Raw genomic sequence first — 26,084 nt, 5'->3', positions numbered from 1 at the left:
ACCCCGGACGCCGGTCCAGGGGTGCCTCCTGGGTCCCCGTCGAGCCGGGACGTGGCCCAGGCGGCGGCAAAGATCCGGGAGAGACCGGCTAGCCCTTCCAGAGGGAAAGCATCATCGCCTCCACCGCGATCCGCGGCTTGACGTTCGCCTCGATCGCCGCCCGGCACTCCAGCACCGCCTCCAGCCGGCGCAGCGCCCCGTCGGCGTCCCACTTCCGCGCGCCGGCCTCGGCCATCGCGGCGGTGTCGCTGTGCACCGGGGCGACCGGCGCCCGCAGCGCGCTGGCCAGCGCGTCCCGGTAGAAGCCGGCGAGGTCGACCAGCGCCCGGTCGAGGGCGTCCCGCTGGGCCCGGGTGGCCCGCGACTTCTGCCGCTTCTCCAGATCCTTGAGCTGGCCGGCGGCACCCCGCATCGCCCCGGCCGCGCCGCGGCCGGTGCCGCCCGCGCCGAGCGCGGTCTGCAACGCGGCCCGTTCCGCCTCGTCGATCTCGGCGACCGACGCCGCCGCCTCCGCCTCGGCCGCCTCGATCAGCGCCGAGGCCGCGTCGAACGCCGCGCCCACCCCGGTCAGCCGGCGCGGCACGGCGAGCACCGCGTCGCGGCGCTGCCGGGCCTCCGGGTCGCGGGCCAGCCGCCGGGCCCGGCCCACGTGCCCCTGGGCGGCCGCCGCGGCCCACTCGGCCACGTCGGGCGCGATCCCGTCCCGGCGTACGAGCACGTCGGCCACGGCACCGGCCGGCGGCTGCCGCAGCGCCACGATCCGGCACCGCGACCGGATGGTCACCGAGACGTCGTCCGGGTGCGTGGACGGGGCGCAGAGCAGGAAGACCGTACGCGGTGGCGGCTCCTCGATCGCCTTGAGCAGGGCGTTCCCGGCCGCCTCGGTGAGCCGGTCGGCGTCGGAGATGATGACGACCTGCCAGCGCCCGCCGGACGGTGTGCTCGCCGCCCGGAGGACCAGCGCGCGCATCTCGCCGACGCCGATGGAGAGTCCCTCGGGCACCACCAGCCGGACGTCGGCATGGGTGCCGGCCAGTGTGGTGTGGCAGCCGGGACACTCGCCGCAGCCGGTGCCGTGCCGGCACTGCAACGCGGCGGCGAAGGCCCGCGCGGCGACGGACCGGCCGGAGCCGGGCGGCCCGGTGAAGATCCAGGCGTGGGTCATCCCCGCCCCGGGTCCGCCCGCCTCCGCCGGTCCACCCGGCTCGGCGGTCACCCCGGTCGGACCGGCCGCCGGCTCGACGTCGAACTCCTCGGCGAGCGCGTCGAGTTCGTCGTAGGAGTCGCCGGACGCAGCACCCGCCGCCGGCCCGGCGACGCGGGTCACGGGCGCGGCGGAGGCACGCAGCAGGGCGGCGGCCGAGTCGGCGGCACGGCGCAGCACCACCACCGCCTCGTCCTGCCCGACCAGGTCGGCGAAGACGTCCGGCATCAGGTGGGGCGCTCCATGGCCACCATCTCCGCCTCGGATAACTCGGGCTGGACCGTGGTGTCCGGGCCGTGGGCCGGCCGCGGGTGCACGATGCCGGCCGGGTCGACCAGGAACTCCTCCACGCGGCGGGCGACCGCCTCGGCGATCTCGTCGGCCGTCCGGGCGGCGTCGAGCACCAGGTAACGCTTGGGGTCGGCGGCGGCCAGGTCGAGGAAGGCGTACCGGACCCGCTCGTGGAACGCGATCGACTCGGCCTCCAGCCGGTCGGCGCCCTGGCTGCGGGACTCGACCCGGCTCAGGCCGACGCGCGGGTCGACGTCGAGGAGCACCACCAGGTCGGGCTTGAGCCCGCCGGTGGCCCACGAGGAGAGCCAGGAGACCTCCTCCGCCGGCAGCGTACGGCCGGCTCCCTGGTAAGCCAGGGACGAGTCGACGTACCGGTCGCTGATCACCACCGCGCCCCGGACCAGCGCCGGCCGGACCACGGTGGCGACGTGGTGTGCCCGGTCGGCGGCGTAGAGCAGCGCCTCGGCGCGCGGGGACGGGGCCTCGGTGCCCTCGTTCTCCAGCACCAGCGCACGGATCCGCTCACCGACGGCGGTGGCACCGGGCTCGCGGGTGACCAGCACGTCCCGCCCCTGGTCGCGCAGCCGGTCGGCGAGCGCGGCGAGCTGGGTGGACTTGCCGGCGCCCTCGCCGCCCTCGAAGACCACGAAGAGGCCGCTGGAGACGAAGGGCTCGGCCGGCATCAGCGGGCGGCCCCGGATCGAGCCCCACAGGTCGGCGAGGACCGGCACGCCCTTCTTGTCGTCCATCTGGCCGAACGCGCTGATCCCGGCGAAGATGCCGGCGACACCCGCGGCGAGCAGCAACAGCCGGGTCGACGAGACCGAGATGCCCAGGTCGGCGATGGGCAGCTGGCGCGAGCCACCGACCCCGACCAGGATGCTGCTCAGCGCGATGGCCAGGATCAGCACCAGCCGGGTGCCGATCTGCACCACCGCGAAGACGCGGCCGCGTACCTCGTCGGCGACCTCGCCACCGAGCAGGGTGGTGCCGGCCAGGAAGGCCATGCCGGCGCCCGCGCCGACCAGGATCGCGCCGAGGATCGCCATGGAGAGGTGGATCGCGAAGGCGAGCACCAGCACCGAGGCGCTGGCCAGCACGATGCTCATGCCGAACCAGCGCCGCCGGGACATGTCCCGGACGATCATCGGGCCGGCCCCGATGCCGATCGCCAGGCCGATGAAGATCGCGCCGAAGAGCAGGAAGAACGCGGCGTCGCCGGCGCCCAGCGAGGCGGCGAAGAACTTGGCGGTGCCGACCACGATGCCACCGCCGGCGAAGGCGCCGAAGATGCCGAGCACCAGGCCGCGGACCAGCGGGGTCTGGCCGATGAACCGCCAGCCCTCGGCGAACTGGCGCATCATGCTCTGCTCGGCGTCGTCCCGCTCGCCGGTACGCGTCTGGCTGATCTCCTTGATCCCGACGGCCACCACGATGGCGGTGGCCAGCCGGGAGAACGAGTTGACCCAGAGCGCGAGCTGGGCCGGCTCGGCCCAGCTCGGCAGGCTGCCCCCGACCAGGCCGCGCACGCTGCGGTCGAGCACCGCGGCGATGAGGGCGGCGGCGATCGGGGTGAGCCCGTACGTGGTGATCAGGGTGAGCTGGTTGGCCGTCTCCAGCCGGGCCCGGGGGATCAGGTTGGGGACCGCGGCCTCCTTGGCCGGGATCCACATCAGGGTGACCGTCTCGATCAGGAAGGTCGCGATCGCGGCCCAGGTGACCACCAGCGCGCCGCTGGCGCCGGTGAGCGCGTAGAGCGGGATGGAGGCGAAGAGCACGAAGCGCAGCAGGTCACAGATGACCATCGTCCAGCGCCGGTCGAAGCGGTCGGCGAAGACGCCGGCGACCGGGCCGAGCAGCAGGGCGGGCAGCAGCCGGATGGCGATCACCGAGCCGAACGCCGCGCCCTTGGCCGTGTCGCCGGAAACCTGGGCGGCGGCGAAGACGGAGGTGGCGAGCAGGCCGAGCCAGTCGCCGAAGGACGCGACACCGAGCACGATCCACAGCCGGCGGAACGGCCGGATACGCAGCACCGAGCGGATGGCGGCGGTCCCGGACCGGTCGGCCTGGGCCGCGGGCGACGACACGCCGGGCGACTCGCCGTTCTTCTGGCTTTCGATGGCCGTACCTCCACGTGCCGGCCCAGAGTTGGGCATCCCCGGTGGAACACTTTAGTCGCGGGCGGGAAGCGCTCCCTCTTGCGACATTCGCCTGCGTGCCGAGCCTAGGCCGCCGGCACCGCAGCCCGCAGCCCGGACAGACGCGAGGGTATTTCGCATTGCCCCCCAGACAGTTAGCGTTCAGACGTGGCCACCGAATCTGACAAACTGCGCGATCGACTCGATCGCGCAACCGCACACCTCGATCCGCCGTACGCCGTGGTAGACCTCGCCGCCTTCGATGCCAACGCGGACGCGCTGGTCAGCCGGGCCGCCGGCAAGCCGCTCCGGGTCGCCAGCAAGTCGATCCGCACCCGAGAGCTGCTGAGCCGGGTGCTGGCCCGGCCCGGCTGGCAGGGCGTGATGGCGTTCACCCTGCCCGAGGCGATCTGGCTGGCCCGCACCGGCGTCAGCGACGACGTGCTGGTGGCGTATCCCACGGCCGATCGGGGAGCGCTCGCCGAACTGGCCGCCGACCCGGCACTCGCCGACGCGGTGACCCTGATGGTCGACGACCCCGGCCAGCTCGACCTGGTCGACGCGGTATGCCCGCCCAAGGGCCGGCCGGCCCTGCGGATCTGTCTCGACCTGGACGCCTCCTGGCGGCCCCTGGGCGGACGGGTGCACCTGGGCGTCCGCCGCTCCCCGGTACACAGCGCCCGGGCGGCCGGCGCGTTCGCTGCCGCCGTCGCCGCCCGGCCGGGCTTCCGGCTGGTCGGCCTGATGTCGTACGAGGCGCAGATCGCCGGGCTCGGCGACGCGCCGCCCGGACAGGCGGTACGCGGTGCGGCGATCCGGGCCGCCCAGCGCCGGTCGTACCGGGAACTGCTGGACCGGCGGGCGGCGGCGGTCGCCGCGATACGCAAGCACGCCGACCTGGAGTTCGTCAACGGCGGCGGCACCGGCAGCGTGGCCGCCACCAGCGCCGATCCCGCGGTCACCGAGGTCACCGCGGGATCGGGCCTGTACGGGCCGATGCTGTTCGACGCGTACCGGGCCTGGCGCCCCACCCCGGCGGCGTTCTTCGCCTGCGCGGTGGTCCGCCGGCCGGCACCCGGGCTGGCCACCGTGCTCGGTGGCGGCTGGATCGCCTCGGGCTCGGCCGGGGAGAGCCGGCTACCGCGCCCGTGGCTGCCGGCGGGCCTGAAGCTGCTCGGGTCGGAGGGCGCCGGCGAGGTGCAGACCCCCCTCGTCGGCACGGCCGCGACCACCCTGCGGGTCGGCGACCGGGTCTGGTTCCGCCACGCCAAGGCCGGTGAGCTGTGCGAGCGGGTCAACGAGCTGCATCTGGTCGACGGCGACGAGGTGGTCGCCACCGCACCCAGCTACCGGGGCGAGGGCCACGCCTTCCTCTAGGAAGAGGCCGGAAGGGTGACGGCGGGTCCCGGCGCACCACGGGAACCCGCCGCTGCTCGTCCCGCCCGATCACACCCCCGGCGCCGCACGATGCCACGCCACCGGCGCCGGCCCGGCTCAGCCGGGCTGGGCAGCCTCCGTCCGGGCGTCGAGCTGCCGGTGCAGGTACTCCCGGACCAGCGCCTTCGCCTCGACCTGCACCCGCTCGTCACCCTCCGGTTGGCGCCGGAACGCCAACTTGATCAGGGCGTCGACCGCCTCCACCGCGACCTCCAGATGGAACCGGAAGTCGGGTACGCCGTCCAGGCCGAACCGCTCGGTGAGCAGCCGGGCGAGCTGGTCGGCGATCACGCCGTTGTTGTCCCGCTGCTCGTCGAGCAGGTGCAGGTCAACCACGTCGCCGAAATGCAGGATACGGAACCCCGGGACGGTGCGGTGCATCGCGATGTACTCGTCGATCGCCGCGTCGACGCCGCCCCACCAGTCGGTCAGATCCTCGGAGGCGAACCGCTCGTCGAGCCGCTGGAGGTAGGACTCCAGCGTACGCAGGGTCAATGCCTGCACGATCGCCCGCTTGTCCGGGAAGAACTGGTAAACCGAACCGATCGCGACCTCGGCACGCTCGGCCAGCAGGGTGGTGGTCAACCCCTCGTATCCCACCTCGTCGACGAGCTCCGCGCAGGCGTCCAGCATCCGCTGGACCCGCGCGACACTTCGACCCTGCACCGGTACGCGGCGCAGCGGCCCGGTCGTGGCGGCTGGTGTGGACACTCGGCGCCACCCCCCTTCGACGGATGAACCTATCTACACGTCACCAGACTGTGACTACCGGTACAACGAGCGGGCCCCGATTGCGGTATTTACCAGGAACAACGTTCCTGATATGAATTCAGTTCTTATTCATGTCGAGGAGCGTCCATGTCGGGCATGCCAGCCGCCTGGTCCAACTGGGCCGGCAACCAGCACAGCACCGCCGCTCTCGTGACGCGCCCCCGGACCGTCGCCGAGGTCGTCGAGGCGGTCGGTGCCGCCGCCGATGCCGGCCGGACGATCCGGGCGGTGGGCAGCGGTCACTCGTTCACCGGGGCCGCCCTGACCGACGGGCACCGGCTCGAGCTGTCCGACCTGGACACCGGTGTCACCGTCGACACCGTCCGCCGACTGATCACCGTACCGGCCGGGATGACCCTGCACGCACTCAACGAACTGCTCGCCACCCACGGCCTGGCCCTGCCCAACCTCGGCGACATCGACGCGCAGACCGTGGCCGGCGCACTCTCCACCGGCACCCACGGCACCGGCGCCCGGCTCGGCTGCCTCTCCACCTTCGTCACGGCGCTGACCCTGGTCACCGGCACCGGCGAGGTGCTGCACTGCTCCGCGGACGCGCACCGCGACGTCTTCGCCGCCGCCCGGGTCGGGCTCGGCGCGGTCGGGATACTTGTCGAGGTCACCCTGCGCTGCGTCGACGCCTTCGTGCTCCGCGCGCACGAACGGCCGGCGGCGCTGGACGCGGTGCTGGCCGACCTGCCGTCACTGGTCGGCCAGCACGACCACGTCGAGTTCTACTGGTTCCCGTACACCACGCGGGTGCAGGTCAAGACCAACGACCGGGTGGACGCCGACGACCGGCCGCTGCCCCGCTGGCGGGGCTGGCTGGACGACGAGTTCCTGGCCAACAGTGTCTTCGCCGGGGCCTGCCGGCTGGGCCGGGCCGCGCCGGCGCTCGTACCGGGAATCAGCGCGGTCTCCGCCCGGGCGCTCACCGAACGCACCTACACCGGCCGCTCCGACCGGGTCTTCTGCACCCCGCGCCGGGTCCGCTTCGTGGAGATGGAGTACGCCCTTCCCCGCGCCGTCCTGCCGGCCGCACTCGACGCGCTCCGGCGGATCGTGGACGGGCTGCCGTTCAAGGTGCTCTTCCCGGTCGAGGTGCGGTTCACCGCCGCCGACGACATCTGGCTCTCCCACGGGTACGGGCGGGACTCGGTCTACCTCGCCATCCACCAGTACGTGGGCATGCCCTTCGAGCCGTACTTCCGGGCGTTCGAGGAGGTGGCGACGGAGCTGGACGGCCGCCCGCACTGGGGCAAGCTGCACTACCGGGACGCGGAATCGCTCACCACCGCGTACCCGAAATTCGCCGACTTCCTGACCGTCCGCGACCGCCTTGACCCCGACCGCCGCTTCACCAACCCCTACCTGACCCGGATCCTCGGCACCTGACCGCCAACCTCCAGACCTTGGAAGATCTCGGCCCCGCGGGCCGATTCCTTCCAAGACCCTTTCGGGTTCCGGTCAGGGGGTCTTCTTGGCCGTCGCCTTCTTTGGCGCGGCCTTCTTGGCCGGAGTGGCCTTCTTGGCCGGAGCTGCCTTCTTCGCGGCTGCCTTCTTCTTGGGGGCTGGGCCCTTGGCTCGCTTCTCGGCGAGCATCTCGGAGGCTTCCTCGAGAGTCAGCGCCTCCGGGGTCTGCCCGCGCCGCAGCGACGCGTTGGTCTCCCCGTCGGTGACGTACGGGCCGAACCGGCCGTCCTTGACGACCAGCGGCTTCTCGGTCAGCGGGTCGGCGCCCATCTCCCGCAGCGGCGGCGCGGCGGCCCGGCGCTGGCGGGTCTTCGGGGCGGCCAGCAGGGCCAGCGCCTCGTCCAGCGTGACGGTGAACATCTTCTCTTCCGAGTCCAGCGAGCGGAACTCGTCACCGCGCTTGACGTACGGTCCGTAACGGCCGTTGTTGGCGAACACCTCGGCCCCGTCCGGGGCCACCCCCACCAGCCGGGGCAGGCTGAGCAGCTTCAGCGCCTCGTCGAAGGTGAGCGCCTCCGGCGACTGCGAACGCAGCAACGAGGACTTGCGCTCCCCGCTGGCCACGTACGGGCCGAACCGGCCGGACTTGAGCACGATCGGCTCGCCGGTGGCCGGGTCGTCGCCGAGCTTGCGCTCGCCCCCGCCGCCGAGGAACAGCTCGTGCACCTTCTCCGGGGTCAGCTCGTCGGGCGCGAGACCCTCCGGGATCGGTGCCCGGTCGCCGTGCGTGCCGCCCTCCTCGCCCTCACCGGTCGGTGTGGGCTGCTCACCCGGCAGCGCGCGCTGGAGGTAAGGACCGTACCGGCCGACCCGGACCACGACCTCGCGCCCCTCGTCGTCGGTGAAGAGCGGGATCGAGTTGACACTGCGCGCGTCGATGTCGCTGAGGTTCTCGGTCACCAGCTTCTTGAGCCCGCCGGCGTGGGCGATCGCCTGGTCGCCGGTGCCGTTGGCGCTGCCGAAGTAGAACGAGGTGAGGAAGTCCACCGCCGCGTGGTCGCCGCCGGCGATCTCGTCCAGCTCGTTCTCCATGCTGGCGGTGAAGTCGTAGTCGATCAGGCGCGGGTAGTGCCGCTCCAACAGCCCGATCACCGCGAACGCCAGGAACGACGGGATCATCGCCTGGCCGCGCTTGACGACGTAGCCCCGGTCCTGGATGGTCTGCATGATCGAGGCGTACGTCGACGGGCGGCCGATGCCCAGCTCTTCGAGCGCCTTGACCAGCGACGCCTCGGTGTAGCGGGCGGGCGGCTGGGTGTGGTGTCCCTGTGCGGCCAGTTCCTCGGCGGTCAGCGGCTGGTCCTTCACCAGGGTGGGCAGCCGCCGCTCGGCGTCCTCGGCCTCGGCGTTCTCGTCGTCGCTCGACTCGACGTACGCGCGCAGGAAGCCCGGGTCGGTGATGGTCTTGCCGGTCGCGCCGAAGTCGGCCTCCTCCTGCGTCGAGGAGACCGCCCGGATCCGCACCGAGACGCTGGAGCCGACCGCGTCGGTCATCTGCGAGGCGATAGTGCGGCGCCAGATCAGCTCGTAGAGCTTGAACTCCTCGGCCGACAGCTCCTTGGCCACCTCGCCCGGGGTACGGAAGTTGTCCCCCGCCGGGCGGATCGCCTCGTGCGCCTCCTGCGCGTTCTTCACCTTGCCGGTGTAGCGGCGCGGCTCCGGCGGCACGCTGCGCTCGCCGTACAGCTCGACGATCTGCCGACGGGCCGCCGCGATGGCGGTCTCCGACAGGTTCACCGAGTCGGTACGCATGTAGGTGATGTAGCCGTTCTCGTAGAGCCGCTGCGCGGTGCGCATCGTCTGCTGCGACGAGAACCGCAGCTTGCGGGCCGCCTCCTGCTGGAGCGTGGAGGTGATGAACGGCGCGTACGGGCGGCGGCGGTAGGGCTTCTCCTCGACCCGGGTGACCGTGAACGGACGACCCTCCAGGCGGGCCGCCAGCCCTCGCGCCCCGCCCTCGTCGAGGTGCACCACGCCCGCGCCGGCCCTCACCCGGCCGGTGGTCGACTCGAAGTCCTTGCCGGTGGCGATCCGGTCGCCGTTCAGCGCGATCAGGGTGGCGTTGAAGGTGCGCGGCCCGTCGCCCTTGTTCACCACCGCGAGGGTGGCCAGGATGTCCCAGTATTCGGCGGTGCGGAAGGCCATCCGCTGCCGCTCCCGCTCGACGACGATCCGGGTCGCCACGGACTGCACCCGGCCCGCCGAGAGCTTCGGCATGACCTTCTTCCACAGCACCGGGGAGACCTCGTAGCCGTACAGCCGGTCGAGGATGCGCCGGGCCTCCTGGGCGTCGACCAGGTCCCGGTCGATCTCCCGCGGGTTGGCCACCGCGGCCTGGATGGCCGGCTTGGTGATCTCGTGGAAGACCATCCGCTTGACCGGCACCTTGGGCTTGAGCGTCTCCACCAGGTGCCAGGCGATCGCCTCGCCCTCGCGGTCCTCGTCCGTCGCCAGGAAGATCTCGTCGACCTCCTTGGCCAGCTTGGTCAGCTTGCTGATCTGCTGCTTCCGGTCGGCGGAGACCACGTAGAGGGCGTGGAAGCCGTTGTCGACGTCCACGCCGAGCCGCGCCCACGGCTCACCCTTGTACTTGGCCGGCACGTCGGCGGCGTTGCGGGGCAGGTCCCGGACGTGGCCGAAGCTGGCCTCCACGACGTACCCCGGGCCGAGGTAGCCCGAGATCGTCTTGGCCTTCGCCGGTGACTCGACGATGACCAGACGGGTGGTTCCAGCGTTGCTCGGCACGTCTCTCTCCGACCCTCACTCCTGTGTTCGGCCCGTGCCCGGGCCGCCCTGCCCACCGCCCGTTTCGGGCAGTGTCATACCAGCCGGACCACCGGTGGTCCGGATGTCCAACGTAACGCGCCGTCCGCGTTCCGGGTTTCGTGGGCGGCAAACGATCCGGTTCGGGCGACTGCCGGCCGGCTCGCGCGGCGGCACCCGCCGAACGGCGTCACCGTACACCGTGGGTAGGGTGTCGAGCAGGTCACTGTGACGATCACTCACCCTCGGGCGAAGCGACACCGACCCGTTTTCCTGGGCAAACCGCCAAGTGGCGGTGTCCGGGATCGGACAGCCGGTGGGCTTGCGCCCAGGCCGGTCGGTGCCCGGCAGCCCGGGCGTCAGCCGGCGCCCGGCCATTCGGCCGCCGGTGCGGCCCGGGGTCGGTCACCCACCAGCTCGGCCAGCCGGGCCACCCGCCGCCCGGTGATTCGGTACGCGGGCCCGCCCTCGTCCGGCTCGACGAACGCCGCCGGCAGACCCACCGCGGCGAGCGCGACCCGTACCCGCGGCCAGCACTCCTCGTCGGCCGGACCGAGGCCGAGCTGGAAACCCGCCGGGTCGGCCGATCCGGCGGCGGCCAGCCAGAGCCGCAGCCGCCGCCCGTTGAGGTGGAAGCCGGCCGGCGGGCGCTTCGCCGCGCCGCGCAGCCAGGCCGTGGCGAGCGGGGCCAGCGTGGTGGCGTACGCGGTGCGGACCAGGTGCCGGCCGTCCTCCGTCGGCTCCCAGGTCGCCGCCACGCCCCGCGCGTCCAGCTCGGCCACCAGCACGTGCACCCGCCAGGCCGCCGCCACCACCACCGCGATCCGGGCGGTACCGCCCATCCGGACCAGCTCCGCCGGCCCGGCGAGCAGCCCGGCCAGGTCCGCCAGGGCCGGGTCGGCCGCCTCGGTGGAGAACAGCGAGGGCTGGCGGATCGGGTTCGGGGATGGTGGCGTCAGCGACACTCCGGGACCTCGTCGAAGGCCTCTTTCAGCTCTGGCGAGTTGAGCTTGCTGGTGTCCAGCGCGCTCGCGCCGTACTCCTTGTTGAGAGTGTCCACCGCGGCCCGCACCCCGTCATAGAACGGGCCCGGTTGGGCGGTGTCCAGCCCTTCGATGGTGACCCGGGCCCGACCGTACGCGTCGCGTACCTTGCTCAGCGAGGCGCGGAACGAGGCGGAGATCTCCTCGCCGTGGTCGGTCTCCGGCACGCCGGCCTGCTCGACCCGGTGCCGGGCGGTCTCGCTGGCCTGCTCGGCCCCGGCGAAGAGCCGGACCAGGTTCTCCTTGGCCTGCGCCGGGGTGGTCTGCGCGGTCATCTGCTGCTGGGTGCTGCTGGTCAGCTTGTTGATCTCCGCGCGCCACGGGGTGAGCGCCTGGCAGACCGACGCGGCCCAGACCCGGGGGCTGGGGCCGCCGCACCCGGCGAGGACCAGACCGAGCGTGGCCAGGACCACCGTGAGCTTTCCGGCGGCTGTCGCCCGGCGCGTACGCATGCGAAGCAGCGTACGGCCTCCCGGTGGAAGTGCCAGTGGTCAGGTTTCGGGCCCGGGGCCCACCGAACGGGCCGGTCCCCGGCCGGCACTCACGCCGACCGGGAACCGTGACCGTCTCGCCGGGATCAGGCGCCGACCGCCTCCACCCGCTCCTCCGGGCTGCCCGCGCCGGCGTCACCGGAATCGGCCATCGCGACGCCCTGGCGCTTGCTGAACACCACGGCCGCCACGATGATCAGCGCGGCCACCAGGGCGATCGTGACCCGCAGGCCGGTGTTCTTGTCCGTGCCCACGCTCCAGGCCACCACGGCCGGCGCGATCAGCAGCGAGACCAGGTTCATCACCTTGATCAGCGGGTTGATCGCCGGACCGGCGGTGTCCTTGAACGGGTCGCCGACGGTGTCACCGATGACGGTGGCGGCGTGCGACTCGGAGCCCTTGCCGCCGTACGCGCCGTCCTCGACCAGCTTCTTGCCGTTGTCCCAGGCGCCGCCGGAGTTGGCCAGGAAGACCGCCATCAACGTGCCCGCCCCGATCGCACCCGCCAGGTACGACGCCAGCGCGCCGGGGCCGAGGCCGAAGCCGACCGCGATCGGCGCCATGATGGCCAGCAGGCCGGGGGTCATCAGCTCGCGCTGCGCGTCCCGGGTGCAGATGTCGACGACCTTGCCGTACTCGGGGCGCTGGGTGCGGTCCATGATGCCGGGCAGCTCGCGGAACTGCCGGCGTACCTCCATCACGACGGCGCCGGCCGAGCGGGAGACCGCGTTGATGGCCAGGCCGGAGAAGAGGAAGACCACCGCCGCGCCGACGATCAGGCCGACCAGGTTGCGCGGGTTGGCCACGTTGAGCGCGTTGAGGATCTCGGTGCCGACGTCGCCCACGCCCGCGTCCGCGTACGAGCTGCGCAGCGTGTCGGTGTACGAGCCGAAGAGGGCGGTCGCGGCCAGGACCGCGGTGGCGATCGCGATGCCCTTGGTGATCGCCTTGGTGGTGTTGCCGACCGCGTCCAGCTCGGTCAGCGTCCGCGCGCCGTGCTCGTCGATGTCGCCGGACATCTCGGCAACGCCCTGCGCGTTGTCGGAGATCGGGCCGAAGGTGTCCATCGCGACGATCACGCCGACGGTGGTGAGCAGGCCGGTGCCGGCCAGCGCGACCGCGAACAGCGACAGGGTGATGGAGCTGCCGCCGAGCAGGAACGCGCCGAAGACGCCGGCGCCGATCAGCAGCGCCGAGTAGACCGCCGACTCCAGGCCGATGCTGATCCCGGCGAGGATGACGGTGGCCGCGCCGGTCTGCGAGCTCTTGCCGATGTCCTGTACCGGGCGCCGGTTGGTCTCGGTGAAGTAGCCGGTGAGCGCCTGGATCGCGGCGGCCAGCACGATGCCGATCAGCACCGCGCCGATGGCGACCAGCCGCGGGTTACGGCTGACGTCGGTCAGCCCGCCCGCCAGCTCGCCGAAGGTCGCCGGGAGGTAGGCGAAGGCGGCGACCGCCACCAGCACCGCGGAGATCAGCGCGGAGAGGAAGAAGGCCCGGTTGATGGCGGTCAGGCCGTTGCGGTCGGTGGTACGCAGCCGGGTGATGAAGACGCCGATGATCGCGACGATCGCACCGATGCCGGAGACGATCAGCGGGAAGACCAGGCCTTCCTCGCCGAACGCGGCCCGGCCCAGGATCAGCGCGGCGACCAGGGTGACCGCGTACGACTCGAAGAGGTCAGCGGCCATGCCGGCGCAGTCACCGACGTTGTCGCCCACGTTGTCGGCGATGGTGGCCGCGTTGCGCGGGTCGTCCTCCGGGATGCCCTGCTCGACCTTGCCGACCAGGTCGGCGCCGACGTCGGCGGCCTTGGTGAAGATGCCGCCGCCGACCCGCATGAACATGGCGAGCAGCGCGGCGCCGAAGCCGAAGCCCTCCAGCACGGTCGGGGCGTCACCCTTGTAGAGGAGGACGACCAGCGCGGCGCCGAAGAGGCCGAGGCCGACGGTGAGGAAGCCGACCACGCCACCGGTCCGGAAGGCGATCTTCATGGCGCCCTCGCGCCCGCCTTCCCGCTCCCGGGCGGCCGCGGCGACCCGCAGGTTGGCGCGGGTGGCCAGCCACATGCCGGCGCCGCCGATGAACGCGCTGAACCCGGCGCCCACCACGAAGAACGCCGAGCGGCCGATCTTCACCAGGGTCTGGCTGCCGTCGGTGTCGTGCACCGGCAGCAGGAACAGCAGCACGACGGCGATGACCACGAAGATCGCCAGGGTGCGGAACTGCCGGAGCAGGTACGCCGACGCGCCCTCCTGCACGGCCCCGGAGATCTCCTGCATGTTCTTGGTGCCCGTACCGGCTGCCAGCACCGCCTTGGTCAGGGTGGCGGCGAAGACGAGCGCCACCAGCGCGATGACCGCGGCGATGACGATGTACGTCATGTTGGCTCCGGTAAGGGACAGAGCGCCGCCGTCGGCGGCCATGGTCCCGGACATCTATGTCCTCCTGTACCGAACACTCGCGCCGATCCGTGGAGACGCACGGACCGACGCCTGGATGCGGACTCGCAAGCGCGCGCCAACCCACCCCGGCGGACCAGCGATGAACACCCATTCCCGCTGACTGCGGGGACGGATCACTTGCTGATAACCCGGGTACTGTAGCCCTCCGACGTGTTGAGGCTCACACCGAGGGGGCACCCGGTCCTGATGATCTTCGTCGCTGTGCTATGTGAAGAAATCTGATATATGGCGCGGGCAGCACGACGAGGCCGCGTTCCCTGAGCGGGAACGCGGCCTGCGACAAAATCTCAGGTCAGCGGCCTACCGGCCACACCATCCGGACCTCGGTGCCGACGCCCTCGTCGACCGGGCGCACCTGAAGGTCTTCGACAAAGCCGGCGAGCAGGGCGAAGCCGACGCCGGTGGTCAACGCGTCCTCGCTGAGCGACTCCTTGGCCAACTCGTCCGGGGGCAAGGCGGCGAGACCGATGCCCGCCTCGATCGGGGCCCGGTCCACCACCCGGACCGAGTACGCCCCGCTGTCGGACATCTCCACCAGCACCGGCTCGGACAGCCCGTACTGCCGGTGCAGGGCGACCGCGCGGGTGCACGCCTCACCGATCGCCAGGCGCACCTCGTCGAGCAGGTCCTCGCGTACGCCGGCCCGCCGGGCCACCGCGACGCCGACCAGGCGGGCGGTGCGGACGTGCACCGGGGCCGGCGAGAAGGAGAGCCTGACCGTCGCCATCACGCGCCGGCGCCGGTCGGGTCGGCACCGACCGCCGCATCGACCGTGGGATGCAGCGGGAAGACCTGGTCGAGCGCGGTGATCCGGAAGATCTTGAGCAGCGGCTCCTTGTCGCAGACCAGCGCGAAGGAGCCACCGGCCGAGCGGAGCCGCTTCAACGCGCCGACCAGCACGCCGAGGCCGGTCGAATCGAGGAAGTCCACCCGCCCCAGATCGACCACGACCCGGCGCGCGCCGCCGTCGATCAGTTCAAGAAGCCGCTCCCGCAGGCGTGGCGCGGTGTACACGTCCACCTCACCGCCGACCTCGAGCACCGTGTGCTCGCCCACGGTGCGGGTCGCCAGCGACAGCTCCATCGGCCCCTCCTCGGTAAGCTCTCCTGGGCATCTAACCATCTCCGCCGGAATGCCCATGTTCACCGGCCGAGGCCCCGTTACCCAGGCCCCCCGCGTTTCATCACTCCGATTCGCGTTTCCGAAGGTGCAGGACGTGACCATCGACGGCTTCAGCTCGGCGAGTCCGCCGCCGCGCCACGACCTGGAGCCTCCGTCCGACGCCACCGGGTCCGCGCATGGCGGCCCAGGGCGACCGCCGGCCGAGTTGCTGCGCCGGCTGCGCGCCCGGCACGCCGCCGACCCGGTCACCCACGTCGAACGGGTGCCGGCCCGCGCCGGAACGCCGGCGCCGTGGCCGGCGTGGGTCTCCGAGGAGCTGCGGACGGCGTTCGCCCGGCGCGGGGTGGTCGCCCCGTGGCGGCACCAGGCCGAGGCCGCCGAGCTGGCGTACGCCGGGCAGCACGTGGTGCTGGCCACCGGGACGGCGTCCGGCAAGTCGCTGGCGTACCAACTGCCAGCGCTGGCCGCCCTGCTCGCCGACCCGCGCGCCACCGTGCTCTATCTGGCCCCGACCAAGGCGCTCGCCGCCGACCAGTTGCGCGCCGTCGCCGACCTGGAACTGGACGGGGTACGCCCGGCCTGCTACGACGGCGACACCCCGCGCGCCGAGCGGGACTGGATCCGCCAGCACTCCCGCTTCGTGCTGACCAACCCGGACATGCTGCACCACGGCATCCTGCCCGGGCACGCCCAGTGGTCCGGGTTCCTGCGCCGGCTCGCGTACGTGGTGGTCGACGAGTGCCACACCTACCGCGGCGTGTTCGGCTCACACGTGGCGCACGTGCTGCGCCGCCTGCGCCGCCAGTGCGCGAAGTACGGCGGCCGTACCCCCGCGCAGGCGCTCGCCGGCTCACGCGGCACCCCCACGCAGTCGCGCGGCGGCTCGCGCGGCGGCACCGGGGCGACGCTCGCCGGATCGCCGGTCTTCGTGCTGGCCTCGGCGACGTCGGGCGACCCGACGGCGGCTGCCGGACGCCTCACCGGCCTGCCGGTCGCGGCCGTCACCGAGGACACCTCGCCGCGCGGCGGGGTGACCTTCGCGCTGTGGGAGCCGCCGCTGCTGCCCCCTTCCTCGGCGGTCGAGAAGACCGCCGACCTGGCTCCGGTCCGGCGGTCCGCGCTGCGGGAAACCGCCGACCTGCTCGCCGACAGCGTCGTCGAGGGGGTCCGCACGCTCGCCTTCGTCCGGTCCCGGCGCGGCGCCGAGGTGGTCGCCGCGAACGCCCGGCGGTCGCTGGACGAGGCGGTACCCGGGCTGGGTGACCGGGTGGCCGCCTACCGGGCCGGCTACCTGCGCGAGGAGCGGCGCGAGCTGGAACGCGCGCTGCTGCACGGCGACCTGCTGGGGCTCGCCTCCACCAACGCCCTCGAACTCGGCGTCGACCTGGTCGGGCTGGACACGGTGCTGATCTGCGGCTGGCCCGGCACCCGGGCGTCGCTCTGGCAGCAGGCGGGACGGGCCGGCCGGTCCGGCGACGAGGCCCTCGCGGTGCTGATCGCCCGGGACGACCCGCTCGACACCTACCTGGTGCACCACCCGGAGGCGCTCTTCGGGCGGCCCGTCGAGGCGACCGTGCTCGACCCGGCCAACCCGTACGTGCTCGCCCCGCAGCTCGCCTGCGCCGCGTCCGAGGCCCCGCTCACCCCGGCCGACCTGGAACTCTTCGGGGCGGGAGCGAAGGAGGCGGTCGACTCGCTGGTCGGGGCCGGCGCCCTGCGGCAGCGGCCCACCGGCTGGTACTGGCGGCACCGGGAACGCCCCGAGGTCGACCTGCGCGGCGAGGGCGGCGCGCCGGTCTGCGTGGTCGAGGCGTCCACCGGGCGGCTGCTCGGCACCGTCGACGGCGGCTCCTCGCACTTCCTCCTCCACTCCGGCGCGGTCTACCTGCACCAGGGGGTCTCGTATGTGGTCGACTCGCTCGACCTGGCCGACGGGTGCGCGCTGGTGCACGCCGAGGAGCCGGACTGGTCCACCCACGCCCGGGACGTCACCTCGCTGTCGGTGGCGTCGGTCCGGTCGTACGTGGACGCCGGGCCGGTCGGGCTCTTCCTCGGCGAGGTGGACGTGACCAGCCAGGTGGTGTCGTACCAGCGGCGGCGGATCGCCACCGGCGAGGTGATCGACACCCGGCCGCTGGACCTGCCGGCCCGCGAACTGCGTACCGTCGCCGTCTGGTTCACCCTCTCCCCGGAATCCCTGGCGCTGGCCGGCGTGGAACCCGCCGACGTCCCGGGCGCCCTGCACGCCGCCGAACACGCCGCGATCGGCCTGCTGCCGCTGATGGCGACCTGCGACCGCTGGGACATCGGTGGACTGTCGACCGCCGTACACCCGGACACCGAGGCACCCACCGTCTTCGTGTACGACGGCCACCCCGGGGGGGCGGGTTTCGCCGAGCGGGCGTACGGGACGGCCGCGGCCTGGCTGCGCGCCACCCGCGACGCGATCGCCGAGTGCGGCTGCGAGTCGGGCTGCCCGTCCTGCGTCCAGTCCCCGAAGTGCGGCAACGGCAACAATCCCCTCTCCAAGTCCGGTGCGGTCCGGGTCCTCGACGTGGTGCTGGCCAACCTGGCGGCGGCCGACCGCCCAACGATGCCGGCGGGCACCGCTCTCGCCTCGGCCGACCCGGCGGTGTGACGGGACCTGGGGCGTACACCGAGGATCGAACTGTGCGAAACTCCGGCGTTCATCAATTGAAGGAGACCTCGTGCAGCTCGACAGTTTGCAGACCCAGCACCAGTTCCACATCCGCCAGCGGATCCGGATGATGGTCAACCAGTACGAGGTCCACTCGGTGGCGCCGGACGGCTCCGAGGGTGGACTGCTCGCGTTCGCGCAGCAGAAGCGGCTCGCGTTCAAGGAGCAGGTGACCATCTACACCGACGACTCCAAGCAGACCCCGCTGCTCGGTTTCAAGGCCCGTCAGCGCCTCGACCTCGGCGCCACGTACGACGTGACCGACCACTCCGGCACCCCGATCGGCCTGTTCCGCAAGGACTTCGCCCAGTCGCTGCTGCGCTCCACCTGGCATGTCGAGCAGGCCGGACTGCCCGCGATCGTCGGACAGGAGCGCAGCCTTCCGGTGGCGCTGCTGCGCCGGTTCGTCGACTCGCTCTCCTGGCTGCCGTACCACTTCGACTTCGTGGCCAACGGCCAGCCGGTGTTCTCGGTCGTCAAGAAGTGGGGCCTCCGCGACCGGTACCTCGTCGAGATCCAGCACCCGCAGATCGACCGGCGGCTGGTCATCGCCATGGCGGTCGGCCTCGACGCGCTGCAGGGCCGCTGAGGCGTCCACCTCGGCGATCGGCCGATGCTCGGGTCGGGTGGTCTGGTGGATCCGGACCGCCCTGCCCGCGTCGTGCGACCGGCAGCGGCTTCCGTGACGGTGCGCGGAGGTCGGGCGCGGCCGTCGTTCCGTGGCCGGCCGGCGTCGATCAGCCGCGCAACGGACCAGCCCGGGACGTCGCGGTCGCGGTGCGCACCAGCCCGGGCAGCGGCGCCACCCTGACCTCCGCCGTGACCACCACGTCGAGCCCGTCGAGCCGGCAGGCCACCAGCCGCCCGCCGTTGGCCCGCACCAGCTCGCCGGCCCGCCCGCACGCGACGTCGTCGCTCTCGAGCGCCCGGCCGGCACCCGCCAGGGCCCCGAAGTCCGCCGAGTTCCGGGCCTGCTGCCCCGCCGTCCGGGCCGCGCCCAGCGCCGCGCCGAAGAGTCCGACCAGCACGAAGACGAGACCCACGGCGAGCAGGCAGATGGTCGCCCCGCCCCGATCCAGCGCCGCCGTCCCCTCGATCGCTTCGATCCTGAACGACCGCTCGCCGCCCGCCGCCCGGCGGCTCGGGTCGCCGATCTGCCGGCCGTACCGCCACCACACGGCGTGCTCTGTCACGATCGTGGCCCCGGCGTGCCGGGTTCGACGGCGGCCACCGCGGTGGCCGACACGGTGATCCGGGGCAGCCGCGCACCGAGCGTGCGGACCGGCGCCCGGACGGTTGCCGTCACCTGGTCACCGGAGACGATGACCGAGATGTCCGCCCCGGCCGGGGCGTGCCGAGCACCGGCCGTCGAGCCCGGCTCGCCACGGGAGGCGGCGAGCACCGCCTCCCGCGCGGCGGCCAGACATCCGGCCCGCGTGGTCACCGCCTCGACCGCGGTGAGGCCGGCGACGAGCAGCAGGACGAGCGCCGGCAGGCCGGCCGCCAACTCCGCGGTGAACGAACCCCGTTCCCCGGCGCCCCACGGCCGTCCCGGGGACGCGGCGGTCGCCACCTCCGGCCCGCGCGTACCGGCGGTCGGGTGGAGCGGGTCCGCCGGGCCCGGCTTCGCGCCGGGCACCGTGGCCCGGTGCGAGGCTCCCGGGCCCGAAGCGCACCGACGGCGGCCGGCCCACCGGCGCCCGGTCACTTCAGCGCCCGGTCGATGACGGCGGTGAGCGCGGACTGCACGTTGCCGGAGGTGAGCACCTTCAGCAGGATGCCGGCGAAGGCCACCGCGGCGAGGGTGCCGACGGCGTACTCGGCCGTGTTCATTCCGGCGTCACCCCGCAGACGGGCGAGAAGTCTGCGCATGTCGTACTCCTTTCCTCGTGGTTCACAGCACGTCGCCGAGGACGGCGACGATCACCGGCACCAGGCCGGCGAGAATGAAGGCGGGCAGGAAGCAGAGCCCGAGCGGCAGCACGATCAGGACGCCCGCCCGCCGAGCCGCCGCCTCGGCCGCGATCGCCCGGTCGGAACGCAGCTCGTCGGCGAGGCGGGTGAGGGCACCGGCCAGCGCCGTACCGCTGTTGGATGAGCGGATCGCGGAGGTCACCAGGCGTTCGGCTCCGGCCAAAGGATTCAGGTGGGCCCACGCCTCCGCCGCCGTTCCGCCGAGTTCCAGCGTCCGGCCCACCCGGCCGAGCCGCTCGGCGAGCGGCCCGCCGAGGGCCTCGGCGACCGCCAGCACCGACCGGTCGACCGGCGCTCCCGCCCGGAGCGCGGCCGCCAGCAGGTCGGCGGCGAGGGGCAGATCGGCGGTCTCCCGGAGCCGCCGGTCGCGGGCCGCCCGCGGCTCGATCCGTCGCAGCATGCGGTCGGCGACCAGGCCGGCCAGCACCCCGGCGATCAGACCGGCCCAGCCACCGACGACGACCAACGTGGCCAACCCGGCCAGCCCTGCGCCGAGCCGGATCCGGTCCGGCCACCACGGTGGCCTGGTCCGCTCCGCCACCGCCGGTCGGGTGAGCAGACGAAGCCGCCGCCCCGGCCGCACGGCCCGACCGCCGGTGGCGGCCAGCAGCAACGCCGCCAGGGCCAGGCAGCCCGCGGCCATCATCTGGCGGGACATCAGTCGTGCCGCCCCGGCGTCGCACCGAGCCGTTCGGCCCACAGCAAACCGCCGAACTGCAACGCGACGGCCGCGAGCGCGCAGCCACCGCCGACGGCCGTGTGCAGGAGCACGGCGACCGGATCCACGCCGATGGCGTAGCCGAGGCCGAGGCCGCCGAGCGGCAGAGCGGCGAGCAGCCACGCGGTCGCCCGCGCCCCGGCGGCCTGGGCGGCAGCCGCGGCGAGACCGCGGTCGGCGGCCCGCGCATCCGCCTCCACGCGTTCCAGCAGCTCGGCCAGTGGTGCCCCGGTCCGGTCGGCCAGCCGCACGGCGGACCGGGCCAGCCGGGCGATCCGGTGCGGACCGTCGGCGACCGAGCCGTTGACCGGTAGTCCGGCACGCAGGTCGGCAGCGAGTGCACAGAGCTGGTCCAGCTCGCGTCGGCGTGCCCGGTCGGTCAGCTGGTGGGCGCTCCGGCGCCGGGCCGCCCGAGCCGCGAGCGCCCCGTAGGCGGCCAGCACGATCGCCGCAACCGGCCCGCCCAGCACGGCCCCCGCCGCGCCGCCAACCAGGACGGCCGGCAGCAGGCCACGCCGGGACGCCACCACCCCCACCCGTTGCAGCAACCGTCCCCGCACGGCGCCGCCGCCGGCCGGCAGCCCGGCTGGCTTCACGGCAGGCAGCACGCCGAGAACTCGGAACAGCCCGGCGACGGGACCATCCTGGACCTGGCCGTTGGCGAGACCGCCGTGGAGCCGGTCACCGACGGGTGCGCCGCTCGGAGCGCGCTGGACCTGCTCGGCCGGTGCCTCGGCCGTATAGCCGCCAACCGGCCCGACCAGCTGGGTGCCGGTGCCACTGGTGGGCGCGCCGCCCAGCGGGTCGGCGATGCCGCCGACCGACCAGGTCACCGCCGGGCCGGCCGAGGTCGGGTTGAGTGACAGGGCGGCCCGGAGCCGGCGCCCGCCCACCGGTACTGGCGTCGCGGCGGTCGGGTGGGTGGCGTCGCGTCGCCCGGGTGGGCGGATCGGCGGCCGACCGGGGACGCCGTGCTCCCCGCCCCGTCCGCCACCGGCCGTAGCACGGGCTCCGCCGATCCGACGCCCGAGGGCGCGGCCGGCGACCTGGGATCCCGACGTCATCCGGTCCCGACCCGCTGGCTCCAGAACGGCACGTCGCCGGGCCCGGCCGGTGCGCGCCGGCCAGGCCACCGCCGTCGCGGCGGCGACCAGGAGCACGGTCACCAGCCAGCCGTGGACCGTCACGACGGACCCGCCGAGCCCGGCCAGGCCGCGCAGACGAGGGGTGGAACGGTCACGTCCCGCTCGCGCAGCAGTGCGCCCAGCGGCCGGGCCGCCAGGCCGATCCCGCGCCCGCGTACCCAGGCGGGAATCACGGTGACGAGCCGGTCCGGTCCCTCCGGGAGCAGCAGGCTGACCGACTCCAACACCCGTCCCTCGGCGGTGCGCCGCATCTGCAGCAGGACCTGGAGCGCCGCGGCGACCTGGGCGTGCAGGGCGGCCCGGGGCAGGCCGCCGAGCAGCCCGAGCGCCTCCAGCCGGGCCGGCACGTCGGTCGCGGCATTGGCGTGCAGCGTCCCGGCGCCACCGTCGTGCCCGGTGTTCAACGCGGCGAGCAGGTCGACCACCTCCGCGCCCCGGCACTCGCCCACCACCAGCCGGTCGGGCCGCATCCGTAGCGCCTGCCGAACCAGATCGCTCAACCCGACGGCGCCGGCGCCCTCCACGTTCGAGGTACGCGCCTGGAGGCCGATCACGTGCGGATGCACGGGACGGAGCTCGGACGCGTCCTCGACGAGCACGATCCGCTCGGTCCCGGGCACCAGCCCGAGCAGCGTGTTGAGCAGGGTGGTCTTGCCGGAGCCGGTGCCGCCGGTCACCAGGTACGCCAGCCGGGCCGCCACGACGGCGGCCAGCAGCGGCGCCACCGGCCGGGGCACCGTGCCCTGGCGTACCAACTCGTCGAGGGTGAACGGTCGCTGCCGGAAGGTACGCAGCGAGAGGTACGGCCCGTCGATCGCCACCGGCGGCAGCACGGCGTGCAGCCGGGTGCCGTCGGGCAGCCGGGCGTCGGCGTACGGGGAGGCGTCGTCGAGCCGCCGCCCGGCGGCCGCCGTGAGCCGCTGGGCCAGCCGGCGTACGTCGTCGACCGTGCCGAGCGGCACCGCCACCTGGCGCAGCCCGCGTCCCCGGTCGACCCACACCCGGGTGCCGTTCACCAGCACGTCGGTGACCTGCGGGTCGGCCAGCAACGGGGCCAGCGGCCCGGCCCCGACGAGATCGTCGTGCACCCGGTCGGCGATCCGCAGCAACGCGGTGTCCCCGAGCACGGTGCCCGGCTCGGCACGCACCGCGGAGACGATCGCCGCGGGGGTGACCGGGGTGGCCGCCTCCGCGAAGCGCTGCCGGACCCGGACGGCCAGTTCCTCCGAGTCGGCCGGGCCGGTCACGCCGCACCCCTCTCCGGTACGCCGGTCAGCTCGTCGAGGATCCGCTGGCAGAGCACGGCGAGCGGCCCCTTCCCGGCGGCGGCCGGCGCCTCACCCCGTTCCAGGCCCCGGCAGATCGCCGGCTCGGGGCGCAGCGTGCCGGCGAGTGGCAACCCGAGCGCCCGGGCCACCTCGGCGGCCTTGAGCCGACCCGGGGCCGGCCCGCGCACGATCACAGCCAGGTCGGTGCAGTGCGGAGCAGCGACCGCCACCACCCGGGCCGCGGCGGCGGTGGCCCGCAGCTCGGCCGGTACGACCACCAGCGCCCGGTCCGCGGCCTGCAACGCGACAATGGCCGCGTCGTCCAGGTAGCGGGGCAGGTCGAGGACCACGACGTCCCGGCCCCGACGGGCGGCGTCGACGGTGGCGACCATCGCCTCGCCGGGCAGGGGCAGCAGGTCACCCCGGTCCCAGGACAGCACCACCAGGTCGCCCCGGCTGGGCAGGGCACGGACGAGCGACGGCGGATCGACCCGCCCGTCGGTGCCGGTCAGGCCCGGCCAGCGCAGCCCTTCCAACTGCTCCCAGCCGAGCACCAGGTCGAGGCCGCCACCGAGCGGGTCGGCGTCCACCAGGAGAGTACGCAGCCGAGCCCGGGCCGCCGTGACGGCGAGCCCGCCGGCCAGCACGCTCGCCCCGGCGCCGCCCCGCCCACCGAGCACCGCCACGACGCGCGCCATGCCGGTGCCGGAGCGGTCACCCGCGCACTCGGCGAACCGGTCGACCAACCACGGCTCGGCGGCGGGCAGGGTCGCCACGTGCTCGGCACCGATCAGCTCGGCGATCTGCGTACCCGGGTCGAGGTGTCCGGAGCGACCGACCAGCACCGTCCGGGGCCGCCGCGGCAGTCGGGCCCGCAGGCAGGCCTGCGCCTGGTCGGCGCCGACGAGCACCAGGGGGGCCGGTGCCCAGCGGGCCCGGGCGGCGGGCGGATCGGCGGCCAGGTCGACCTCGGTGCCGCCCGCCGCGGCGAGCCGCAGCAGCTCGTCGAGGAGTTCGCCGTCGGCGGTGACGAGCAGGGGAAGGCGGTGGTGCGGCGGGAGCGGCGTACGGGGCGGCATGGCGGCCTCCAGCGGTCGGACTCGGACGTGCCGCCGGGAAGCCTGCCGAACCGGCCGGCGTCGCGACCGTCGTCCGCGCCCGCCTGTGGATGGCGAACAGCGCTGTGGACAAAACCCGTCCGGCAAGCTGATCTGCTATGGGCTTGACCGCGCGATCGGTTTCGATGATCAGCTCGACCGTGGGCGAGGATTGCCTCAGCGGGGACAATGGAACCGACGAGGGAGGTCGGCGATGGGTGAAGATCGAGAGCGCACCGAGCGGTCGACGGACGAGGAGTTCGCCCGCCTGCGACACGTCAGGTTCGGCGAGTTGCCCGCCCGAGTCCCGCCGACCGAGGACCTGATCGAGACCGTGGACACAGATCCCGCGCACGAGGAGCCACCGCAGCCTCAGGTGCGCCGGGAGTGGGGGGCGTAGGACTTACGCGGTTGGTCAGGCGGACAACATGTTGGCGAGCAGCGGGATGGCGCAAAGAGCGATCAAGCCGACCCCCCAGCCAAGCCAGGCTCTCCTGGCGAGATCTACGCGCCCACGCTCGTGGAGCAACCTCGCTGCCGTCCCGAATCCGAGGAGGAGCAGGATCTCGCACCCGACAAACGCCCATAGGGCGTAGGGGATTGCGCCAAGCTCTTTCTCCGCGTTCAGCCGGCCCACGAGCCAGGATGTGGCCACGCCGCCAGCGTGGCTCCCCAGGCCAACCACGATAGCGATCAGCCGCTCCGCTCTCCCACTCTTCACATCGAGAGAGTCTCACGGCATCGCCCGAGATTGATCTCCGTGCCGGGACTGCTCTGCGGCGGGAGTATCGCTCCCAAAAGGGACGACCCCCGTCGGGGGGAGACGGGGGTCGTCGGGAGGTTCGGCTCCGGGGGGGTCGAGCCGAACCCGCTCAGCGGTCACGGGGGGTGCAACCGCCGAGGGCCTTCCGGCCGGCGAGAGATTAACTCTCGTCGCGAGCACTAGCATGCCGCAGCGGACCGGTATACGTCGAGTGGTGTCGGCTCCACCCACCGCTAAATTGTGTTCGGAGAGTGTGATCGCCATCACGGTCGGCAGAGCGCTCCCGACGCCGGGCCAGGTCGTCGCCGGAGGCTCCCCCGCCGGCGACGCCGGCAGGCCACCCGGGCATCCGCTCCGGATTCTTCCTCGGGCTAGACTTTCGCGCCGTGGGCCGAGGTGCCGCTTTTTTCGATCTCGACAAGACCGTCATCGCCAAGTCGAGCGCTCTGGCGTTCGGTCGGCCGTTCTACCGGGACGGGCTGATCACTCGGCGTGACGTGGTCAAGTCGGCGTACGCCCAGCTGATGTTCCGGCTCGGCGGGACCGACGAGCAGACCATGGCCCGGACGCGGGACTACCTCGCCACACTCTGCAAGGGCTGGCAGGTGGACCAGGTTCGCCAGATCGTCGCCGAGACGCTGCACGAGCTGATCAACCCCTACGTGTACGCCGAGGCCGCCGCCCTCATCGAGGAGCACCAGGCGGCCGGCCGGGATGTGGTGCTGGTCTCCGCCTCGGGCGAGGAGATGGTCCGGCCGATCGGCGAACTGCTCGGGGTCACCGACGTGATCGCCACTCGGATGGCGGTCGAGGACGGCCGCTACAGCGGCGAGGTCGAGTTCTACGCGGCCGGCCCGAGCAAGGTCGACGCCGTCGGCGAGCTGGCCGCCGAACGCGGCTACGACCTGGCCGACTCGTACGCCTACTCCGACTCGTACAGCGATCGGCCCCTGCTGGAGTGCGTGGGCCACCCGACCGCGGTCAACCCGGACCGGGCGCTGCGCAAGTTGGCCGTGGAGAACTCGTGGCCGGTGCTGGAGTTCCGGCACCCGGTCCCGCTCGGCCGGCGGCTGCGGGAGCGGCCCGCTGTGCCGGTCGCCGCCGCGGCCCTCGGCGTCGGTGTCGGCGTCGCCATCGGGATCGCCTGGTACGGCCGGCACCGCCGGACCCGTGCCGCCGCGCCCACCACCTGATTCCCGGGCCCCGTCACCCGTCCGACC

23 protein-coding genes are annotated in these 26,084 nt (G+C 73.5%); 6 read left to right on the top strand and 17 right to left on the bottom strand.

What is annotated here, in order from left to right:
* Positions 1 to 88: 88 nt before the first annotated feature.
* On the bottom strand, positions 89 to 1,432 hold the full coding sequence (locus ACIRG9_RS11935) for a DNA polymerase III subunit delta' (protein ID WP_402853938.1): 1,344 nt from the start codon (positions 1,430 to 1,432) through the stop codon (positions 89 to 91).
* A complete protein-coding gene (gene tmk, locus ACIRG9_RS11930) occupies positions 1,432 to 3,495 on the bottom strand; it encodes a dTMP kinase (RefSeq protein WP_402854285.1) in 2,064 nt (687 codons plus the stop codon). The genes ACIRG9_RS11935 and tmk overlap by 1 nt, the downstream gene beginning before the upstream one ends.
* Positions 3,496 to 3,804: 309 nt before the next feature.
* Between tmk and ACIRG9_RS11925 the strand changes: the two genes are divergently transcribed.
* The gene (locus ACIRG9_RS11925) at positions 3,805 to 5,013 is read left to right on the top strand and encodes an amino acid deaminase/aldolase (RefSeq protein ID WP_402853935.1); all 1,209 of its coding nucleotides are present in this window, start codon (positions 3,805 to 3,807) and stop codon (positions 5,011 to 5,013) included.
* A gap of 117 nt (positions 5,014 to 5,130) precedes the next feature.
* Here ACIRG9_RS11925 and ACIRG9_RS11920 read toward each other — a convergent pair whose 3' ends face one another.
* Entirely contained in the window at positions 5,131 to 5,706 is a 576-nt protein-coding gene (locus tag ACIRG9_RS11920) for a TetR family transcriptional regulator (protein ID WP_402854282.1), read from the bottom strand.
* 225 nt (positions 5,707 to 5,931) lie between these two features.
* Here ACIRG9_RS11920 and ACIRG9_RS11915 point away from each other — a divergent pair, with 225 nt between their 5' ends.
* Positions 5,932 to 7,239, top strand: coding sequence for a D-arabinono-1,4-lactone oxidase (locus tag ACIRG9_RS11915; RefSeq protein ID WP_402853932.1), 1,308 nt, complete (start codon positions 5,932 to 5,934; stop codon positions 7,237 to 7,239).
* A 72-nt stretch (positions 7,240 to 7,311) separates the two neighbouring features.
* On the opposite strand, the gene topA is transcribed toward ACIRG9_RS11915, so the two are convergent.
* From topA to ACIRG9_RS11885, 6 genes are all read right to left on the bottom strand, one after another.
* Positions 7,312 to 10,062 carry a type I DNA topoisomerase gene (topA, locus tag ACIRG9_RS11910; RefSeq protein WP_402853929.1) on the bottom strand — a complete coding sequence of 917 codons (2,751 nt, stop codon included), beginning with the start codon at positions 10,060 to 10,062 and terminating at the stop codon, positions 7,312 to 7,314.
* A gap of 377 nt (positions 10,063 to 10,439) precedes the next feature.
* Positions 10,440 to 11,045: a hypothetical protein gene (locus ACIRG9_RS11905; RefSeq protein ID WP_402853927.1), complete on the bottom strand. Its 606-nt coding sequence runs from the start codon at positions 11,043 to 11,045 to the stop codon at positions 10,440 to 10,442.
* Positions 11,036 to 11,575, bottom strand: a complete 540-nt coding sequence (locus ACIRG9_RS11900; protein WP_402853925.1) for a hypothetical protein — start codon at positions 11,573 to 11,575, stop codon at positions 11,036 to 11,038. The genes ACIRG9_RS11905 and ACIRG9_RS11900 overlap by 10 nt, the downstream gene beginning before the upstream one ends.
* A gap of 125 nt (positions 11,576 to 11,700) precedes the next feature.
* Positions 11,701 to 14,052, bottom strand: coding sequence for a sodium-translocating pyrophosphatase (locus ACIRG9_RS11895; RefSeq protein ID WP_402853923.1), 2,352 nt, complete (start codon positions 14,050 to 14,052; stop codon positions 11,701 to 11,703).
* Between the two features lie 319 nt (positions 14,053 to 14,371).
* Entirely contained in the window at positions 14,372 to 14,806 is a 435-nt protein-coding gene (locus tag ACIRG9_RS11890; RefSeq protein WP_402853920.1) for an ATP-binding protein, read from the bottom strand.
* Complete coding sequence (locus tag ACIRG9_RS11885) at positions 14,806 to 15,162, bottom strand: STAS domain-containing protein (RefSeq protein WP_402853918.1); 357 nt, start codon at positions 15,160 to 15,162, stop codon at positions 14,806 to 14,808. The genes ACIRG9_RS11890 and ACIRG9_RS11885 overlap by 1 nt, the downstream gene beginning before the upstream one ends.
* Positions 15,163 to 15,211: 49 nt before the next feature.
* Here ACIRG9_RS11885 and ACIRG9_RS11880 point away from each other — a divergent pair, with 49 nt between their 5' ends.
* Both ACIRG9_RS11880 and ACIRG9_RS11875 read left to right on the top strand, forming a co-directional pair.
* Positions 15,212 to 17,839, top strand: a complete 2,628-nt coding sequence (locus tag ACIRG9_RS11880) for a DEAD/DEAH box helicase (RefSeq protein ID WP_402853915.1) — start codon at positions 15,212 to 15,214, stop codon at positions 17,837 to 17,839.
* Positions 17,840 to 17,909: 70 nt separating this feature from the next.
* The gene (locus tag ACIRG9_RS11875) at positions 17,910 to 18,488 is read left to right on the top strand and encodes a hypothetical protein (RefSeq protein WP_402853912.1); all 579 of its coding nucleotides are present in this window, start codon (positions 17,910 to 17,912) and stop codon (positions 18,486 to 18,488) included.
* Between the two features lie 148 nt (positions 18,489 to 18,636).
* On the opposite strand, the gene ACIRG9_RS11870 is transcribed toward ACIRG9_RS11875, so the two are convergent.
* The 7 genes from ACIRG9_RS11870 to ssd form a co-directional block, all read right to left on the bottom strand.
* Positions 18,637 to 19,005, bottom strand: a complete 369-nt coding sequence (locus ACIRG9_RS11870) for an Rv3654c family TadE-like protein (protein WP_402854279.1) — start codon at positions 19,003 to 19,005, stop codon at positions 18,637 to 18,639.
* An 83-nt stretch (positions 19,006 to 19,088) separates the two neighbouring features.
* Positions 19,089 to 19,472, bottom strand: a complete 384-nt coding sequence (locus ACIRG9_RS11865) for a TadE family type IV pilus minor pilin (protein WP_402854277.1) — start codon at positions 19,470 to 19,472, stop codon at positions 19,089 to 19,091.
* A gap of 131 nt (positions 19,473 to 19,603) precedes the next feature.
* Positions 19,604 to 19,771, bottom strand: a complete 168-nt coding sequence (locus ACIRG9_RS11860; RefSeq protein ID WP_091062778.1) for a DUF4244 domain-containing protein — start codon at positions 19,769 to 19,771, stop codon at positions 19,604 to 19,606.
* 22 nt (positions 19,772 to 19,793) lie between these two features.
* Positions 19,794 to 20,531, bottom strand: a complete 738-nt coding sequence (locus tag ACIRG9_RS11855) for a type II secretion system F family protein (RefSeq protein WP_402853909.1) — start codon at positions 20,529 to 20,531, stop codon at positions 19,794 to 19,796.
* Positions 20,531 to 21,778: a hypothetical protein gene (locus ACIRG9_RS11850; protein ID WP_402853906.1), complete on the bottom strand. Its 1,248-nt coding sequence runs from the start codon at positions 21,776 to 21,778 to the stop codon at positions 20,531 to 20,533. Before ACIRG9_RS11850 ends, ACIRG9_RS11855 begins: the two co-directional genes overlap by 1 nt.
* Positions 21,775 to 22,983: a TadA family conjugal transfer-associated ATPase gene (locus tag ACIRG9_RS11845; RefSeq protein ID WP_402853903.1), complete on the bottom strand. Its 1,209-nt coding sequence runs from the start codon at positions 22,981 to 22,983 to the stop codon at positions 21,775 to 21,777. The genes ACIRG9_RS11850 and ACIRG9_RS11845 overlap by 4 nt, the downstream gene beginning before the upstream one ends.
* Positions 22,980 to 24,083 (bottom strand): septum site-determining protein Ssd, encoded by a 1,104-nt coding sequence (gene ssd, locus ACIRG9_RS11840; protein ID WP_402853901.1) that lies wholly within the window; start codon positions 24,081 to 24,083, stop codon positions 22,980 to 22,982. The genes ACIRG9_RS11845 and ssd overlap by 4 nt, the downstream gene beginning before the upstream one ends.
* A gap of 232 nt (positions 24,084 to 24,315) precedes the next feature.
* On the opposite strand from ssd, the gene ACIRG9_RS11835 reads away from it, so the two are divergent.
* Positions 24,316 to 24,501, top strand: coding sequence for a hypothetical protein (locus ACIRG9_RS11835; RefSeq protein ID WP_402853899.1), 186 nt, complete (start codon positions 24,316 to 24,318; stop codon positions 24,499 to 24,501).
* Between the two features lie 15 nt (positions 24,502 to 24,516).
* Here ACIRG9_RS11835 and ACIRG9_RS11830 read toward each other — a convergent pair whose 3' ends face one another.
* Positions 24,517 to 24,756, bottom strand: coding sequence for a hypothetical protein (locus ACIRG9_RS11830; protein WP_402853896.1), 240 nt, complete (start codon positions 24,754 to 24,756; stop codon positions 24,517 to 24,519).
* Between the two features lie 494 nt (positions 24,757 to 25,250).
* On the opposite strand from ACIRG9_RS11830, the gene ACIRG9_RS11825 reads away from it, so the two are divergent.
* Positions 25,251 to 26,057: an HAD family hydrolase gene (locus ACIRG9_RS11825; protein ID WP_402853893.1), complete on the top strand. Its 807-nt coding sequence runs from the start codon at positions 25,251 to 25,253 to the stop codon at positions 26,055 to 26,057.
* Positions 26,058 to 26,084: the final 27 nt, after the last annotated feature.

Origin of the sequence: Micromonospora sp. NPDC093277, from assembly GCF_044765245.1 — a bacterium.
Lineage (GTDB): Bacteria > Actinomycetota > Actinomycetes > Mycobacteriales > Micromonosporaceae > Micromonospora.
The sequence above is the reverse complement of the archived record's forward strand: the minus strand, read 5'-3'. Positions and strand labels throughout refer to the sequence as shown.

Bases quoted from the DNA above. Each gene is read 5' to 3' on its own strand.
- ACIRG9_RS11920 (WP_402854282.1), bottom strand. From the start codon at position 5,706: ATGCTGGACGCCTGCGCGGAGCTCGTCGACGAGGTGGGATACGAGGGG.
- ACIRG9_RS11885 (WP_402853918.1), bottom strand. From the start codon at position 15,162: ATGGAGCTGTCGCTGGCGACCCGCACCGTGGGCGAGCACACGGTGCTC.
- ACIRG9_RS11915 (WP_402853932.1), top strand. From the start codon at position 5,932: ATGTCGGGCATGCCAGCCGCCTGGTCCAACTGGGCCGGCAACCAGCAC.
- ACIRG9_RS11880 (WP_402853915.1), top strand. From the start codon at position 15,212: ATGCCCATGTTCACCGGCCGAGGCCCCGTTACCCAGGCCCCCCGCGTT.
- ACIRG9_RS11890 (WP_402853920.1), bottom strand. From the start codon at position 14,806: ATGGCGACGGTCAGGCTCTCCTTCTCGCCGGCCCCGGTGCACGTCCGC.
- ssd (WP_402853901.1), bottom strand. From the start codon at position 24,083: ATGCCGCCCCGTACGCCGCTCCCGCCGCACCACCGCCTTCCCCTGCTC.
- ACIRG9_RS11835 (WP_402853899.1), top strand. From the start codon at position 24,316: ATGGGTGAAGATCGAGAGCGCACCGAGCGGTCGACGGACGAGGAGTTC.
- ACIRG9_RS11895 (WP_402853923.1), bottom strand. From the start codon at position 14,052: ATGTCCGGGACCATGGCCGCCGACGGCGGCGCTCTGTCCCTTACCGGA.
- ACIRG9_RS11935 (WP_402853938.1), bottom strand. From the start codon at position 1,432: ATGCCGGACGTCTTCGCCGACCTGGTCGGGCAGGACGAGGCGGTGGTG.
- ACIRG9_RS11855 (WP_402853909.1), bottom strand. From the start codon at position 20,531: ATGTCCCGCCAGATGATGGCCGCGGGCTGCCTGGCCCTGGCGGCGTTG.
- ACIRG9_RS11860 (WP_091062778.1), bottom strand. From the start codon at position 19,771: ATGCGCAGACTTCTCGCCCGTCTGCGGGGTGACGCCGGAATGAACACG.
- ACIRG9_RS11900 (WP_402853925.1), bottom strand. From the start codon at position 11,575: ATGCGTACGCGCCGGGCGACAGCCGCCGGAAAGCTCACGGTGGTCCTG.